This is a genomic window from Pseudoxanthomonas sp. P4_B2, assembly GCF_056402315.1.
In genome coordinates this window covers 1-16,512 of record NZ_JBFUHQ010000011.1, presented here as the reverse complement: position 1 = coordinate 16,512, position 16,512 = coordinate 1, and the positions used below count along the sequence as shown (strand labels likewise).

The 16,512-nt window shown below is 63.0% G+C and carries 12 protein-coding genes, 1 tRNA gene and 1 pseudogene; all 14 read right to left on the bottom strand.

Annotated features, from left to right (window positions below; translation table 11 throughout):
* Positions 1 to 244: GTP-binding protein (locus tag AC1DTQ_RS18795; RefSeq protein ID WP_477850062.1), on the bottom strand; the 244-nt coding region annotated here is incomplete at its 3' end.
* A gap of 62 nt (positions 245 to 306) precedes the next feature.
* Complete coding sequence (gene fusA / locus AC1DTQ_RS18790) at positions 307 to 2,397, bottom strand: elongation factor G (RefSeq protein ID WP_477851563.1); 2,091 nt, start codon at positions 2,395 to 2,397, stop codon at positions 307 to 309.
* Between the two features lie 161 nt (positions 2,398 to 2,558).
* The gene (gene rpsG, locus AC1DTQ_RS18785; RefSeq protein WP_310096382.1) at positions 2,559 to 3,026 is read right to left on the bottom strand and encodes a 30S ribosomal protein S7; all 468 of its coding nucleotides are present in this window, start codon (positions 3,024 to 3,026) and stop codon (positions 2,559 to 2,561) included.
* Between the two features lie 46 nt (positions 3,027 to 3,072).
* Positions 3,073 to 3,447 (bottom strand): 30S ribosomal protein S12, encoded by a 375-nt coding sequence (gene rpsL, locus AC1DTQ_RS18780; protein WP_093290174.1) that lies wholly within the window; start codon positions 3,445 to 3,447, stop codon positions 3,073 to 3,075.
* Positions 3,448 to 3,669: 222 nt separating this feature from the next.
* Positions 3,670 to 7,905: a DNA-directed RNA polymerase subunit beta' gene (rpoC, locus tag AC1DTQ_RS18775; RefSeq protein WP_477851561.1), complete on the bottom strand. Its 4,236-nt coding sequence runs from the start codon at positions 7,903 to 7,905 to the stop codon at positions 3,670 to 3,672.
* A 99-nt stretch (positions 7,906 to 8,004) separates the two neighbouring features.
* Positions 8,005 to 12,156, bottom strand: coding sequence for a DNA-directed RNA polymerase subunit beta (rpoB, locus tag AC1DTQ_RS18770; protein WP_477851560.1), 4,152 nt, complete (start codon positions 12,154 to 12,156; stop codon positions 8,005 to 8,007).
* A 258-nt stretch (positions 12,157 to 12,414) separates the two neighbouring features.
* Positions 12,415 to 12,789 carry a 50S ribosomal protein L7/L12 gene (gene rplL / locus AC1DTQ_RS18765; protein WP_310096373.1) on the bottom strand — a complete coding sequence of 125 codons (375 nt, stop codon included), beginning with the start codon at positions 12,787 to 12,789 and terminating at the stop codon, positions 12,415 to 12,417.
* Between the two features lie 126 nt (positions 12,790 to 12,915).
* Positions 12,916 to 13,461, bottom strand: a pseudogene (gene rplJ / locus AC1DTQ_RS18760) (50S ribosomal protein L10); the annotation flags it as partial.
* A gap of 348 nt (positions 13,462 to 13,809) precedes the next feature.
* Entirely contained in the window at positions 13,810 to 14,508 is a 699-nt protein-coding gene (gene rplA, locus AC1DTQ_RS18755) for a 50S ribosomal protein L1 (RefSeq protein ID WP_310096371.1), read from the bottom strand.
* 4 nt (positions 14,509 to 14,512) lie between these two features.
* Positions 14,513 to 14,941, bottom strand: coding sequence for a 50S ribosomal protein L11 (rplK, locus tag AC1DTQ_RS18750; protein ID WP_093290179.1), 429 nt, complete (start codon positions 14,939 to 14,941; stop codon positions 14,513 to 14,515).
* 96 nt (positions 14,942 to 15,037) lie between these two features.
* Positions 15,038 to 15,595, bottom strand: coding sequence for a transcription termination/antitermination protein NusG (gene nusG, locus AC1DTQ_RS18745; RefSeq protein ID WP_310096369.1), 558 nt, complete (start codon positions 15,593 to 15,595; stop codon positions 15,038 to 15,040).
* Between the two features lie 13 nt (positions 15,596 to 15,608).
* Positions 15,609 to 16,001 (bottom strand): preprotein translocase subunit SecE, encoded by a 393-nt coding sequence (secE, locus tag AC1DTQ_RS18740; RefSeq protein WP_477851557.1) that lies wholly within the window; start codon positions 15,999 to 16,001, stop codon positions 15,609 to 15,611.
* 57 nt (positions 16,002 to 16,058) lie between these two features.
* Positions 16,059 to 16,134, bottom strand: a tRNA-Trp gene (locus AC1DTQ_RS18735).
* Positions 16,135 to 16,247: 113 nt separating this feature from the next.
* A partial coding sequence (locus tag AC1DTQ_RS18730) for an EF-Tu C-terminal domain-related protein (protein WP_477849660.1) occupies positions 16,248 to 16,512 on the bottom strand: 265 nt, incomplete at its 5' end.

Sequence of the window (16,512 nt, the reverse complement as noted above, 5' to 3'; positions counted from 1 at the left end):
AGTCGACGTGCGCGTAATGGCGGTTGGCCGATTCGTATTCCACGTGCGCCGTCGAAATCGTGATGCCGCGCGCCTTCTCTTCCGGCGCCGCGTCAATCTGGTCGTAACCCTTGAACTCGCCACCGAAACGTTCCGCACCGATCTTCGTCAGCGCCGCCGTCAGCGTCGTCTTGCCGTGGTCAACGTGACCAATCGTGCCCACGTTCACGTGCGGCTTGGTGCGTTCGAATTTACCCTTTGCCATGGCTGTATACCCTTAATTTCTTGTGTTTGATTGCAGCAGCCGGCGGCGTCCGCCGGCTACCCTCAGTTCTTCTTGACGACTGCGTCGGCGATGTTGGCCGGCGCTTCGGCGTAGTGGTCGAATTCCATCGTGAAGGTGGCGCGACCCTGCGACATGGAACGCAGCGTGGTGGCGTAGCCGAACATTTCGCCCAACGGCACCATTGCGTCGATCACCTTGCCCGACGGGCTGTCTTCCTGACCCTGCAGGATGCCGCGACGACGACTGACGTCGCCCATCACGTCGCCCAGGTAATCCTCGGGCGTCACGATCTCGACTTTCATCATCGGCTCGAGCAACACGGGGCTTGCCTTGGCGAAGGCTTCCTTGAACGCCATCGAGCCAGCGACCTTGAACGCCATTTCATTGGAGTCCACGTCATGGAACGAGCCGTCCACTGCCTTAATCGCCACGTCCACCACCGGGAAACCAGCCAGCGGGCCGCTCTTCATGGCCTCTTCAATGCCCTTGCCGGAAGCAGTGACGTATTCCTTCGGCACCACGCCACCGACGATGGCGTTCTCGAACGAGAAACCAACGCCACGTTCCTGCGGCGCCATCTCGATGACGATGTGGCCATACTGGCCGCGACCACCGGACTGGCGCACGAACTTGCCTTCCTGCTTGACCGACTTGCGGATGGTTTCGCGGTAGGCGACCTGCGGCTTGCCGACATTGGCTTCCACATTGAACTCGCGCTTCATGCGGTCGACCAGGATGTCCAGGTGCAGCTCGCCCATGCCGGCGATGATGGTCTGGCCGGATTCTTCGTCGGTGCGCACGCGGAACGAGGGATCTTCCTGCGCCAGGCGGCCCAGGGCGATACCCATCTTTTCCTGGTCGGACTTGGTCTTCGGTTCCACCGCCATCGAGATGACGGGTTCCGGGAAGATCATGCGTTCCAGGGTGATGATGTGATCTTGCGCGCACAGCGTGTCGCCGGTGGTGACGTCCTTCAGACCCACCGCGGCGGCGATGTCGCCCGCGCGCACTTCCTTGATCTCGCTGCGCTCGTTGGAGTGCATCTGCAGGATGCGGCCCACGCGCTCTTTCTTCGACTTGACCGGGTTGTACACCGCGTCGCCCGAATTGAGCACGCCCGAATACACGCGGAAGAACGTGAGCGAACCCACGAACGGGTCAGTCATGATCTTGAACGCCAGCGCCGAGAACGGCGCGGTGTCATTGGCGGGACGGCTGTCTTCCTTGTCGTCTTCGTCGATACCGGCGACCGGCGGACGGTCGGAAGGCGACGGCAGCAGATGCACGACGCCGTCGAGCATGGCCTGCACGCCCTTGTTCTTGAACGCGCTGCCGCAGAACACGGGCACGATTTCGACCTTCAGGGTGCGCTCGCGCAGACCGCTGATGATTTCGGCTTCGGACAGCTCGCCTTCGTTGAGGTACTTGTCCATCAGGTCTTCGCTGGCTTCGGCGGCGGCCTCAACCATGAACGCACGCGCAGCCACGGCCTTGTCCTGCAACTCGGCCGGGATTTCGCGGTATTCGAACGTGGTGCCCTGCGAGGCGGTATCCCAGTGGATCGCCTTCATCTTGATCAGGTCGACCACGCCCTCGAAGCCTTCCTCGGCGCCGATCGGCACCTGCATCGGCACGGCGTACGCGCCCAGGCGGCTCTTCAGCTGCTCGACGACCTTGTCGAAGTTGGCGCCGGTGCGGTCCATCTTGTTGACGAACGCCATGCGCGGCACGGAGTACTTGTTGGCCTGACGCCAGACGGTCTCGGACTGCGGCTGCACGCCACCGACGGCGCACAGCACAAACACCGCGCCGTCGAGCACGCGCAAGGAACGCTCGACTTCGATGGTGAAGTCGACGTGGCCGGGGGTGTCGATGATGTTGAAGCGGTGTTCCTGCATGGACTTGTCCATGCCCTTCCAGAACGCCGTGGTCGCCGCGGAGGTGATGGTGATGCCACGCTCCTGCTCCTGCTCCATCCAGTCCATGGTCGCGGCGCCATCGTGCACTTCACCGATCTTGTGGCTGACGCCGGTGTAGAACAGGATGCGCTCCGACGTGGTGGTCTTGCCCGCGTCGATGTGGGCCATGATGCCGAAATTGCGGTAACGCTCGATGGGAGTGGTGCGAGCCACGACAGTCTCTCTTTTTTGTGTTTGCGGATGGCCGAACGCCGCCCGTGGGCGGCCTTCGGATTCGTCATGCGACTACCGTCGCAAGGGCACCTAAATGGTGCCGAAAGGTCCGCGTTTCAAGGCGCCAGCGATACACGCAGCGCCCGCGGACCGGGGGCAAATCACCAGCGGTAGTGCGCGAACGCCTTGTTCGCTTCCGCCATGCGGTGGGTTTCTTCACGCTTCTTGATGGCGCCGCCGCGGTTTTCCGAGGCGTCCAGCAGTTCTGCAGCCAGCTTGCGCGGCATGGTGTTCTCGCCGCGCTTGCGCGCCGACTCGATCAGCCAGCGCATGGCCAGGGCCAGACGGCGCGACGAGCGCACTTCGACCGGCACCTGATAGGTGGCGCCGCCGACGCGACGCGACTTCACTTCGACCGTCGGCGAGATGTTGTCCAGCGCCTTCTCGACCAGCTCGAGGGCATTGGGGTTCTTTTCGCTGATCACATCCATGGCGCCGTACACGATCTTCTCAGCGACGGACTTCTTGCCGCTGTACATGACCATGTTGATGAAACGGGCGATGGTGTGGCTGCCGTGCTTGGGATCCGGCAGGACGGTACGCTGTGGGGTTGAGCCTTTACGCGACATGATCTACTTACCTATTCAAATCTGTGGTTTGGCGACAAAACGCGCCTTAGGACTTCGGACGCTTGGCGCCGTACTTGGAACGGCCCTGGCGACGCTTGGCGACGCCGGAAGCGTCCAGCGAGCCGCGAACGGTGTGGTAACGCACACCCGGAAGATCCTTGACGCGACCGCCACGAACCAGGACCACGGAGTGCTCCTGCAGGTTGTGGCCTTCACCACCGATGTAGCTGATGATTTCTTCCTGGTTGGTCAGACGCACCTTGGCCACCTTACGGAGCGCCGAGTTCGGCTTCTTCGGGGTGGTGGTGTAGACGCGCGTGCAGACGCCACGGCGCTGCGGGCACTTGTCGAGCGCAGGCGACTGGCTCTTGTACGTAGGGGCCTGCCGCGGCTTGCGGACGAGCTGGTTGATCGTTGCCATCTTTATGGATTCTTCGGATGTAAGGCCGGAGCCTTGTGCGTGAAAATGACGGCAGGCCGCATGACGGCCCGCCGAGACAGGAAAGTATAGCTGGCAGGTTAAAACCCCGTCAACCGACGGGTTCAGCCTGCTGGCCCTCCTGGGCCGGAACACGGGGCGCGTCCTGCGCCCCATTTCTCTTGGTCCGCCCCACCCGGCCAGGGCCGGGAGGGACTGGGCTGCTTACTCGTCGCTGCCCGTGGTCGATTCCGCTGCCGCCGCAGGCTCGGTGGCCGGCGCTTCGACCGCCGCTGGGGTCGTGGAAACCAGAGCTTCCATTTCCGAGTCGGTGAGGCCCGAAGCGTTGCGGCGACGGCTGGCGTGGTAGGTCAAGCCGGTACCGGCCGGAATCAGACGGCCGACGATCACGTTTTCCTTCAGGCCGCGCAGGTTGTCGCGGGTGCCGCGGACGGCAGCCTCAGTCAGCACGCGGGTGGTCTCCTGGAAGGAGGCCGCCGAGATGAACGACTCGGTGGCCAGCGATGCCTTGGTGATGCCCAGCAGGACCGGATCGTACTTGGCCGGCAGCTCGTTCTTGGCCAGGATCTTGATGTTCTCCTCCAGCACGCGCTGCTTCTCGGCCTGTTCGCCATGCAGGTACTTGGTGTTGCCGGCGTCGGTGATCTCGACCTTACGCAGCATCTGGCGGGTGATCACCTCGATGTGCTTGTCGTTGATCTTGACGCCCTGCAGGCGGTACACGTCCTGGATTTCCTTGACCAGATAGGCGGCCAGCGGCTCGACGCCCAGCAGGCGCAGGATGTCCTGCGGCGACGGTTCGCCGTCCACCACGGTTTCGCCCTTGGCCACGTGCTCGCCTTCGAACACGATGATCTGGCGGAACTTGGGAATCAGCTCCTCGTGTTCGCTGCCATCGGTGTCCTTGATGATCAGGCGCTGCTTGCCCTTGGTGTCCTTACCGAAGCTGATGATGCCCGAGCGCTCGGCCAGGATCGCGGGATCCTTCGGCTTGCGCGCTTCGAACAGATCGGCCACGCGCGGCAGACCACCGGTGATGTCGCGGGTCTTGGAAGCTTCCTGCGGCACCTTGGTGACCACGTCGCCCACGCCGACGGCGGCGCCGTCCTGCAGGTTGACGATGGAACGCGGCGGCAACAGGTACTGCGCGGGCAGATCGGTGCCCGGGATGTTCAGGTCCTTGCCGGCCTTGTCGACGATGCGCACGACCGGACGCAGGTCCTTGCCCATCGAACCGCGACGCTTCGGATCGGTGATCTCGCGCGAGGCCAGACCGGTCAGGTCGTCGGTCTTCTCCATCACGGTGATGCCGTCGACGAAGTCCACGAAGCGCACGAAACCGGCCACTTCCGACACGATCGGGTGGTTATGCGGGTCCCAATTGGCGACCGACTGGCCGGCCTTGATGGCCGCGCCGTCCTTGACCGAGATCGTTGCGCCGTAAGGCAGCTTGTAACGCTCGCGCTCGCGGCCATGGCCGTCCAGCACCGAGAGTTCGCCCGAACGCGACACCGCGACCAGGTGGCCGTTGGCGTGCTCGACGAACTTCAGGTTGTTGAACTTGATCGAGCCGGTGGTCTTGACCGTGATGTTGTCCACCGCCGCCGCACGCGAAGCCGCACCACCGATGTGGAAGGTACGCATGGTCAGCTGGGTGCCGGGTTCGCCGATCGACTGCGCGGCGATGACGCCGACCGCTTCGCCGATGTTGACGATATGGCCACGGGCCAGGTCGCGACCGTAGCAGTGCGAGCACACGCCGAAGTCGGATTCGCAGGTGATGGTGGAGCGCACCTTCAGGGACTGCACGCCGGCGTCTTCGAGCTTCTGCACCCAGGCTTCGTCCAGCAACGTGTTGCGGGTGACGATGGGATCTTCGTCGTTGCCCGGCAGGAACACGTCTTCGGCCACGATGCGGCCCAGCACGCGCTCGCGCAGCGGCTCGACCACGTCGCCGCCTTCCACGATCGGAGTCATGGTCAGGCCTTCGACGGTGCCGCAATCGACTTCGGTGATCACCACGTCCTGCGCCACGTCGACCAGGCGACGGGTCAGGTAACCCGAGTTCGCCGTCTTCAACGCGGTATCGGCCAGACCCTTACGGGCACCGTGGGTGGAGTTGAAGTACTCCTGCACGTTCAGGCCTTCGCGGAAGTTCGCCTTGATGGGCGTCTCGATGATGGAGCCGTCGGGACGGGCCATCAGGCCGCGCATACCGGCCAGCTGACGGATCTGCGCCTGCGAACCGCGGGCGCCGGAGTCGGCCATGATGTACAGCGAGTTCATCGACTTCTCGTTGATGGTCTCGCCCTTGGCGTTCTGCACCTTGTCGGTACCGATCGTGTCCATCATCGCCTTGGCGATGCGCTCATTGGTGCGCGACCAGATGTCGACCACCTTGTTGTAGCGCTCGCCGGCGGTGACCAGACCGCTCTGGTACTGCTCCTGGATCTCCAGCACTTCCTGTTCGGCTTCGCCCAGGATGCCCTTCTTCTCGATCGGGATCAGCATGTCGTCGATGCCGATGGAAACGCCGGCGCGCGTGGCGTACGCGAAGCCGGTGTACATCAGCTTGTCGGCGAACACCACGGTGTCCTTCAGGCCCAGCATGCGGTAGCTGGAGTTGATCAGGCGGCTGATGGCCTTCTTGTTCAACTCGGTGTTGGCCAGCACGAACGGCAGGCCGTCCGGCAGAATCTCAGCCAACAGCGCGCGACCGATCGTGGTGTCCACGATGCTGGTCTGCTTGCTCTTGTTGCCTTCCTCGTCGGTCACCGTCTCGGTGATGCGGACCTTGACCTTGGCGTGCAGTTCGACCGCACGATTGTCGTAGGCGCGCTTCACTTCGGCGATATTGGCGAAAGCCATGCCCTCGCCTTTCTTGTTTTCCAGGGCGCGGGTCATGTAGTACAGACCCAGCACCACGTCCTGCGACGGCACGATGATCGGCTCGCCGTTGGCCGGCGACAGGATGTTGTTGGTCGACATCATCAGCGCGCGCGCTTCCAGCTGGGCTTCGAGGCTCAGCGGAACGTGCACGGCCATCTGGTCGCCGTCGAAGTCGGCGTTGAACGCGGTGCAGACCAGCGGGTGCAGCTGGATGGCCTTACCCTCGATCAACACCGGCTCGAACGCCTGGATGCCCAGACGGTGCAGGGTCGGCGCACGGTTCAGCAGCACCGGATGTTCGCGGATGACGTCTTCCAGGATGTCCCAGACTTCCGCCTCTTCACGCTCGACCAGCTTCTTGGCGGCCTTGATGGTGGTGGCCAGGCCGCGACGCTGCAGCTTGGCGAACACGAACGGCTTGAACAGCTCGAGCGCCATCTTCTTCGGCAGACCGCACTGGTGCAGCTTCAGGTACGGACCGACCACGATGACCGAACGGCCGGAGTAGTCGACTCGCTTGCCGAGCAAGTTCTGGCGGAAGCGACCCTGCTTGCCCTTGATCATGTCGGCCAGCGACTTGAGCGGACGCTTGTTGGTGCCGGTGATGGCGCGGCCGCGACGGCCGTTGTCCATCAGCGCGTCGACCGATTCCTGCAGCATGCGCTTTTCGTTGCGCACGATGATGTCCGGAGCGTTGAGCTCCAGCAGGCGGCGCAGACGGTTGTTGCGGTTGATGACGCGACGGTACAGATCGTTCAGATCGGAGGTCGCGAAGCGGCCGCCATCCAGCGGCACCAGCGGACGCAGATCCGGCGGCAGCACGGGCAGCACGGTCATCACCATCCACTCCGGACGGTTGCCGGACTCGAGGAAGGCTTCGACCAGCTTGATGCGCTTGGTGAGGCGCTTGAGCTTGGTTTCCGAACCGGTGCTGGCGATTTCCTCGCGCAGGTTCACCATTTCCGACTGCAGGTCGATCGTGCGCAGCAGGTCGTAGACCGCTTCGGCGCCCATGGCGGCGTCGAAGTCGTCGCCGTATTCCTGGCGCGCGGTCATGAACTGCTCTTCGGTCAGCAGCTGGCGGCGCTCGAGCGGGGTCAGGCCCGGCTCGGTGACCACGTAGGCTTCGAAGTACAGCACGCGTTCGATATCGCGCAGGGTCATGTCCAGCATCAGGCCGATGCGCGACGGCAACGACTTGAGGAACCAGATGTGCGCGACCGGCGAAGCGAGGTCGATGTGGCCCATGCGCTCGCGGCGCACCTTAGCCAGGGTGACTTCGGTGCCGCACTTCTCGCAGACCACGCCACGGTGCTTCATGCGCTTGTACTTGCCGCATAGGCATTCGTAGTCCTTGATCGGTCCGAAGATGGCGGCGCAGAACAGGCCGTCGCGTTCGGGCTTGAAGGTACGGTAGTTGATGGTTTCCGGCTTCTTCACTTCGCCGAAGGACCACGAACGGATCAGGTCCGGCGAGGCCAGCGCGATCTTGATGGCGTCGAAGTCCAGCGACTGGCGCTGCTGGTTGAAGAGATTCAGTAGGTCTTTCATTTTGTTTCTCCGGGTAGGAGGAAAATCTGGTGTCGAGGGAGTGGCGGGCAACGTCTACGGAGCCGGCCGGCGCATGCGCGCGACCGGCTCCGGTTCACATCACTCTTCCAATTCCATGTTGATGGCCAGCGAGCGGATTTCCTTCACCAGAACGTTGAAGGATTCCGGCATGCCCGCGACCATCTCGTGTTCGCCATCGACGATGTTCTTGTACATCTGGTTACGGCCCTGCACGTCGTCCGACTTGACCGTCAGCATTTCCTGCAGGGTGTGCGCGGCGCCATAAGCCTCCAGCGCCCAGACTTCCATTTCACCGAAGCGCTGGCCACCGAACTGCGCCTTGCCGCCCAGCGGCTGCTGGGTGACGAGCGAGTACGGACCGGTCGAACGCGCGTGCATCTTGTCGTCCACCAAGTGGTTCAACTTCAGCATGTGCATGTAGCCGATGGTGGTCTGGCGATCGAACGCCTCGCCGGTGCGGCCGTCGTACAGCTGGGTCTGGCCGCTGATGGGCAGATCGGCTAGCGCAAGCATGTGCTTGATCTCCGATTCCGCCGCGCCATCGAATACCGGCGTCGCCATCGGCACGCCGTCGGTCAGGTTGCCGGCCAGACGCAGCAGCTCGTCGTCGCTGAATTCACCCAGGTTGACGCGCTGTTCGCCCAGTTTCAGGTCGTGGTTGTAGATCTGATCGAGGAACTTGCGCAGATCGGCGACCTTGGCCTGCGCATCGAGCATCTTCTGGATCTTCTGGCCCAGGCCTTTCGCGGCCCAGCCCAGATGGACTTCCAGAATCTGCCCGATGTTCATGCGCGAAGGCACGCCCAGCGGGTTCAGCACGATGTCGACGGTGCTGCCGTCGGCGGCGTACGGCATGTCTTCGACCGGAACGATCGTGGAGACCACGCCCTTGTTGCCGTGACGGCCGGCCATCTTGTCGCCCGGCTGGATGCGGCGCTTCACGGCCAGGTACACCTTGACCATCTTCAGCACGCCGGGGGCGAGGTCGTCGCCCGCGGTGATCTTGCCGCGCTTGTCGGCGAAGCGACGCTCGAATTCCTTCTCGTGCGCCTGGATCTGCTTCTGCGCGCGCTCGATGGCGTCGGAGGCGTCGTCGTCCTTCATGCGGATGGCGAACCAGTCGGCCTTCTTCAGGCCGTCCAGGTAGGCGTCGTCGATGGTGTCGCCCTTCTTCAGGCCGGCGCCGCCGTTGGCCACCTTGCCCACCAACAGCGGACGCAGGCGCGCGAAGATCGCGTTCTCGAGGATGCGGAACTGGTCGTCGAAGTCTTTCTTGACGCGCTTGATCTCGTTTTCCTCGATCTGGCGCGCGCGCTTGTCCTTCTCGATGCCGTCGCGGGTGAAGACCTGCACGTCGATGACGGTGCCGTCCATGCCCGGCGGCACGCGCAGCGAGCTGTCCTTAACGTCGGACGCCTTCTCGCCGAAGATCGCACGTAGCAGCTTCTCTTCCGGGGTCAGCTGGCTTTCGCCCTTCGGCGTCACCTTGCCGACCATGATGTCGCCGGCGCGCACTTCGGCGCCGATGTACACCACGCCGGATTCGTCCAGACGATTCAGCGCCTGCTCGGACACGTTGGGGATGTCGGCGGAAATTTCCTCCGGCCCCAGTTTGGTGTCGCGCGCGACGCAGGTCAGTTCCTCGATGTGGATCGTGGTGTAACGATCCTCTTCCACCACGCGCTCGGAGAGCAGGATGGAGTCTTCGAAGTTGTAGCCGTTCCAGGGCATGAACGCGATCAACATGTTCTGGCCCAGGGCCAGTTCGCCGATGTCGGTGGACGGACCGTCGGCCAGCACGTCGCCACGCTCGATGACGTCGCCCACATTCACCAGCGGAGTCTGATTGATGCAGGTGTTCTGGTTGGAACGGGTGTACTTGATCAGGTTGTAGATATCGACGCCGGCGTCGGTGCCGTCGCCGATCTCGCTCTCATTGACCTTGACCACGATGCGGGCGGCGTCGATCTGCTCGATCACGCCACCACGACGCGCGTTCACGGTCACGCCGGAGTCGCGGGCCACGGCGCGTTCGATGCCGGTGCCGACCAGCGGCTTCTGCGCACGCAGCGTAGGCACGGCCTGGCGCTGCATGTTGGCGCCCATCAGCGCGCGGTTGGCGTCGTCGTGCTCGAGGAACGGAACCAGCGCGGCCGCGATCGACACGGTCTGCATCGGCGACACGTCCATGAAGTCCACCTCGCCCGGCGGCTTCAGCAGCGACTCGCCCTGGTGGCGGCACGGCACGAACTGCTCGGTCAGGCGGCTGCTGTCATCGTGCAGGGCGTTGGCCTGGGCGATGACGAACTCGTTTTCCTCGATCGCCGACAGGTATTCGATCTCGTCGGTGATCTGTCCGGCCACGACCTTGCGATACGGGGTCTCGAGGAAACCGTAGCTGTTGGTGCGCGCGTACACGGCCAGCGAGTTGATCAGGCCGATGTTCGGACCTTCAGGCGTCTCGATGGTGCAGACGCGGCCGTAATGGGTCGGGTGCACGTCGCGCACTTCGAAGCCGGCGCGCTCGCGGGTCAGGCCGCCCGGGCCCAGGGCCGAGACGCGACGCTTGTGCGTGACTTCCGACAGCGGGTTGTTCTGGTCCATGAACTGCGACAGCTGACTGGAGCCGAAGAACTCCTTGATCGCGGCGGCCACCGGCTTGGCGTTGATCAGTTCCTGCGGGGTCAGGCCTTCGCTTTCGGCCATCGACAGGCGCTCCTTCACCGCGCGCTCGACGCGGACCAGGCCCACGCGGAACACGTTCTCGGCCATTTCGCCGACCGAACGCACGCGGCGGTTGCCCAGGTGGTCGATGTCGTCGACCGTGCCGCGACCGTTGCGGATCTCGGTCAGGACCTTGATCACTTCCAGGATGTCGGAAGTCTCGCCCTGTGCGGCGACCAGACGCTTGGATTCGTCGTCGTTGCGGTTGCTGAAGTATTTGTTATCGAACAGCACCGACTCACCGGTGACTTCCTTGCGGCCGACACGGCGGTTGAACTTCATCCGGCCCACGCCCGACAGGTCGTAGCGCTCGAAGGTGAAGAACAGGTTGTGAAATAGGTTCTGCGCAGCATCCTTGGTCGGCGGCTCGCCGGGACGCATCATGCGGTAGATCTCGACCAGCGCTTCCAACTGGGTCTTGGACGGATCGATGCGCAGCGTGTTGGAGATGTAGGGACCACGATCCAGATCGTTGACCCACAGCGTACCCACGGCGTCCACGCCGGCCTTGCGGAACTTGGCCAGCTGATCTTCGGTGATCTCGTCGTTGGCGGTGGCCAACAATTCGCCGGTGCTGGCGTCGATCACGTCGTGCGACAGGATGCGGCCCATCAGGTAGTCGTCCGGCACGGCAAGTGCGGCGATGCCCGACTGTTCCAACTGCTTCACGTGGCGCGCGGTGATGCGCTTGCCGGTCTCGACGATGACCTTGTCGCCATCGGCCAGATCGAAGTTCAGGGTTTCGCCGCGCAGACGCTCGGCCACCAACTCCAACTGCACGCCCTCGCCTTCCGGCAGGATGTGGAAGGTGTTGATATCGAAGAACTCATTGAGCATTTCTTCGTTGTTGTAGCCCAACGCGCGCAGCAGGATGGTCACCGGCAATTTGCGGCGACGGTCGATGCGGGTGAACAGCGCGTCCTTCGGGTCGAACTCGAAGTCGAGCCAGGAACCGCGGTAAGGGATGATGCGGGCGCTGTACAGCAGCTTGCCCGAGCTGTGGGTCTTGCCGCGGTCGTGGTCGAAGAACACGCCCGGCGAACGGTGCAGCTGCGAGACGATCACGCGCTCGGTACCGTTGACGATGAAGGTGCCGTTGTCGGTCATGAGCGGAATTTCGCCCAGATAGACTTCCTGTTCCTTCACGTACTTGATGGCCTTGGTCGACGATTCGCGGTCGTAGATCACCAGGCGCACGGTCACGCGCAGCGGCGCGCCGTAGCTAAGGCCGCGGTTGCGGCACTCGCGCTCGTCGAACACCGGATCGCCCAGCTTGTAGCCCACGTATTCCAGCGCCGCGTTGCCGCTATAGCTGGAGATCGGGAACACGGATTTGAGCGCGGCATGCAGACCGTGGTCGACGCGCTTGGAGGGCTCGATGTTTTCCTGCAGGAACGAGCGGTAGGAATCCACCTGGATGGCGAGCAGGAACGGGACCTCGAGGATCGAGCGCTGCTTGCCGAAATCCTTGCGGATACGCTTCTTTTCAGTGAACGAGTACGCCATGTGACTTATCGCCTTTTTCTCTGGGAGCCGCGCGTCCGCGGGTCCGGGGGGAACCATCTGTCCGCAGCAGGGACCCTGCGCGGAACGGGAAAATCGTCAGTTGGAAGTCGCTGGTATTGCCGGCACCAGCACGCCTTCTCTTGCTACTTCCAACTACCAACTCGGGTTTTTTCTACTGCAAACAACAACGACCGAAGGCCAGGGGCTTACGCCCCCGGCCTCGGTGTGCCGCCGATGTTGACTGGCGACGAATACCGCTTACTTCACTTCGACAGTCGCACCGGCGGCTTCGAGTTCTTTCTTGAACTTCTCGGAATCTTCCTTCGAGACCGCATCCTTCACGGTCTGCGGGGCGCCTTCCACGAGGTCCTTCGCTTCCTTCAGGCCCAGGCCGGTGATGGCACGGACGGCCTTAATGACTTCGACCTTCTTCTCGCCGATCGCCTTCAGGACGACGGTGAATTCGGTCTGCTCTTCAACCGGACCGGCAGCGGCGGCGGCCGGACCGGCAGCAGCCACGGGAGCGGCGGCGGAAACGCCAAACTTTTCTTCGATCGCCTTGACCAGCTCCATCACTTCCATGAGGGACTTTTCAGCGACTGCGTCGACGATCTGTTCGTTAGACAGGGACATGTTGATTTACCTTCGAAAAATATTTCTGGGATGGGTTTCAGTGATTGCGGTGCGAACTCAGGCCTGATCGGCCGGGGTTTCGGCCGGGGCTGCTTCCACTGGGGTTGCTGCCGCGACTTCAGGTACCGCTTCAACCGAGGTTTCAGCCGGGGCTTCAGCAGACGCGTCGGCGACGATGTCGCCTCCGCCCAGCTTGTCGCCCACTGCCTTGATCGCGCGGGCGAACATGCTTGCCGGTTCGGCGAGCACACGTGCCAGCATGGCCAGGGCCTGCTCGCGGGTCGGCAGCGATGCCAACACGTCGACATGGCTGGCCGGATACAACTGGCCACCCACGGCTACGAGCTTGGGCTGCAGCTTGTCGTTGCTTTTGGCGAATTCCTTGATCAGACGACCGGCGGCGCCGGGTTCTTCCGTCGAGAACGCGTACAACAAGGGACCGACCAACGAGTCCTTGACGCACTCGTATTCGGTACCTTCGACGGCGCGCGAAGCCAGCGTGTTCTTGACGACTTTCAAGTACACACCGTTTTCGCGAGCCTTCTTGCGCATCGTGGTCATTTGACCGACCGTGATGCCCGCGTACTCGGCAGCAATCAAGGAGTGGGCCTTGGCGGCGACGTCTGCCAGCTCGGCTACAACTTCTTGCTTCTGAGACAGATTTAGAGCCATACACTCCTCCAAATGAACTCCGCTCACGGCTCCTGCCGCTTGCGGTCCTGGGCGGTGCCCGTCCTGGGCACCGGGGACGCCGGATTGGCATCCCGGTGGTGGCCTTTCCAGAAAAATTTCCAGAAGGCGGCACCATCTACGCCGGCCCGACCCACAAACAGAGTCGAATTAAGCGATCCCGCTGTATCGACGGCGACTCCCTGCCGTAACCAAGCTTCCTTGCCCGTCATCGATATGCGCCGACCGCGCCTGCGGTCTTTGACAGCTATCGCGTCAAGCCGGAGCCTTCCGCGATTGCCCTCAAAATTTTGGAACGCTTCCCCGCTTTGGCGGGAAAGGTGGAACTGATTACTTGAGCGACAGCGAGGACAGATCCACGGTCACGCCGGGGCCCATGGTCGAGCTCAGCGAGATCTTCTGCAGGTAGGTGCCCTTGGCGGTCGACGGCTTGGCCTTGACCAGATCCAGCAGCAGCGCCTGCAGATTGCTCTTCAGCGAGGCGTCGTCGAAGCTGGCCTTGCCCAGGGTGCAGTGGATGATGCCGGCCTTGTCGGTGCGGTAACGCACCTGACCCGACTTGGCGTTCTTCACGGCTTCGGCCGGGTTCGGCGAAACGGTGCCGACCTTGGGGTTCGGCATCAGGCCGCGCGGGCCCAACACCTGACCCAGCTTGCCGACCACGCGCATTGCGTCCGGCGTGGCGATGACCACGTCGTAGTTCAGGTCGCCGGCCAGCATCTTCTCGGCCAGGTCGTCCATGCCCACGGCTTCTGCGCCAGCGGCGATGGCTTCATCGGCCTTGGCGCCGGCCGGTGCGAACACCGCCACGCGGACCGACTTGCCGGTACCGGCGGGCAGCACGGTGGAACCGCGCACCTGCTGGTCCGACTTCTTGGCGTCCACGCCGAGGCGCACGGCCACGTCGACGGCTTCCACGAACTTGGTCTTGCTGTTGTCCTTGACGATCTTCAGCGCATCGTCAATGGAATACGCCTTGCCCGGGGTGACCGCGGCAAAGATCGCTTTCTGTCGTTTGGTCTGTGCCATCGTCTTAGCCCTCTACCGTCAAGCCCATGCTGCGGGCCGAACCCGCAATCGTACGCACCGCCGCATCCAGACTGGCTGCGGTCAGATCGGGTTCTTTCGCCTTGGCGATGTCCTCGAGCTGCTTGCGGGTGACCTTGCCCACCTTCTCGGTGTTGGGGCGCTTGGAACCGGACTGGATGCCGACGGCCTTCTTCAACAGGACGCTGGCGGGCGTGCTCTTGGTGATGAAGGTGAAGGTACGGTCCGAATAGGCGGTGATGATGACCGGAGTGGGCAGGCCCGGCTCCAGCTTCTGCGTGGCGGCATTGAACGCCTTGCAGAATTCCATGATGTTCAGGCCGCGCTGGCCCAGCGCAGGACCGACGGGCGGCGACGGATTCGCCTGACCGGCCTTGACCTGCAGTTTGATGTAACCGACTACTTTCTTTGCCATTTCGATTTACTCCTGGAGTTCAAGCGTCTGCACGTCTTGCGACTGCGGGACTCCTCCCTTCGCTTTGAATCGGGGACCGAAACCGGCCCCCGGCCTTTAGGCTTTCTCGACCTGGCCGAACTCGAGTTCGACCGGGGTGGAACGCCCGAAAATCAGAACAGCCACGCGCAGGCGGCTCTTCTCGTAATTCACTTCCTCGACCACACCGTTGAAGTCGTTGAACGGGCCTTCGGTGACGCGCACCATCTGGCCAGGTTCGAACAACACCTTCGGACGCGGCTTCTCGACGCCGTCCTGCACGCGCTGGAGGATGGCATCGGCCTCCTCGTCGCGGATCGGCAAAGGACGGTCGGCGGTACCGCCGATGAAACCCAGGACCTTGGAAGTCTCCTTCACCAGGTGCCAGCTCTCGTTGTCCATGCGCGGAATACCCGCTTCCTCGTGCGTCTCGATCTGCACCAGCACATAACCTGGGAAGAACTTGCGCTCGGAACGGCGTTTCTGGCCGGCGCGCATTTCGATCACTTCCTCGGTCGGCACCAGCACGTCGCCGAAACGTTCCTGCATGTCGTTGCGGACGATGCGGTCACGCAGCGCCTGCGCCACCGATTTCTCGAAACCCGAATAGGCGTGTACGACGTACCAACGCTTCACTGCGACATTCTCCTCAACGGCCCAGGGTAAAGAACAATTTCAGCAACTCCTGGATCACCCAGTCGAAGCCGCCCAGCATCAGGCTCAGGATCACGACCACAATGGCCACTACCCAGGTCATGCGCAGGGCTTCCTGGCGGGTCGGCCAGACCACCTTGCGCAGTTCGAAACGCGACTCGACCAGGAACTCGCGGGTCTCGCGACCCTTGGCCGTACCCAGGAACACCACCGCGCCCAGCACCAGGCCCGCGACCACGGCCAGCGCCCGCAAAGGCGTTGCCCACTGGCCAGCGAACCACCACCACGCCACCAGACCCGCAATCACCAGCGCAAGCGCCAGCGCGTATTTGACGATGTCGCCCGCGGAGGATGCGGCGGCTTTGGAATGTTCGACCTTGCTGTTCATCTGACTCTTTATTTGTTTGCGACCGTAGCCATTGACTCGTCGGCTACGCGTTCCAAATGGCGCGCCAGGTAGGACTCGAACCTACAACCTGCGGTTTTGGAGACCGCTGCTCTGCCAGTTGAGCTACTGACGCTTGTTTTTCAGGAACTTGTGATTTGTTGCAAACCCTTCAGACGGCGAAGGCGGACCGAAAGTTCGGCCCGCCATTCGCTGCTGCCCGGCGACGCGAATCGCCGGTAGGCAGGCTTACTTAATGATCTTCGCCACCACGCCGGCGCCAACCGTACGGCCGCCTTCGCGGATCGCAAAACGCAGGCCTTCGTCCATCGCCACCGGGTTGATCAGCGTCACCACCATCTTCACGTTGTCGCCCGGCATCACCATCTCCACACCTTCCGGCAGCTCAACGGCGCCAGTGATGTCGGTGGTGCGGAAGTAGAACTGCGGACGGTAACCCTTGAAGAACGGGGTGTGACGGCCGCCTTCGTCCTTGCTCAGCACATAGACTTCG

Excerpts from the sequence above, each read along its gene's own strand:
- rpsL (WP_093290174.1), bottom strand. The coding sequence starts at position 3,447 with ATGGCAACGATCAACCAGCTCGTCCGCAAGCCGCGGCAGGCCCCTACG.
- secE (WP_477851557.1), bottom strand. The coding sequence starts at position 16,001 with ATGAACAGCAAGGTCGAACATTCCAAAGCCGCCGCATCCTCCGCGGGC.
- rpoB (WP_477851560.1), bottom strand. The coding sequence starts at position 12,156 with ATGGCGTACTCGTTCACTGAAAAGAAGCGTATCCGCAAGGATTTCGGC.
- rplK (WP_093290179.1), bottom strand. The coding sequence starts at position 14,941 with ATGGCAAAGAAAGTAGTCGGTTACATCAAACTGCAGGTCAAGGCCGGT.
- rpoC (WP_477851561.1), bottom strand. The coding sequence starts at position 7,905 with ATGAAAGACCTACTGAATCTCTTCAACCAGCAGCGCCAGTCGCTGGAC.
- rplA (WP_310096371.1), bottom strand. The coding sequence starts at position 14,508 with ATGGCACAGACCAAACGACAGAAAGCGATCTTTGCCGCGGTCACCCCG.
- rpsG (WP_310096382.1), bottom strand. The coding sequence starts at position 3,026 with ATGTCGCGTAAAGGCTCAACCCCACAGCGTACCGTCCTGCCGGATCCC.
- rplL (WP_310096373.1), bottom strand. The coding sequence starts at position 12,789 with ATGTCCCTGTCTAACGAACAGATCGTCGACGCAGTCGCTGAAAAGTCC.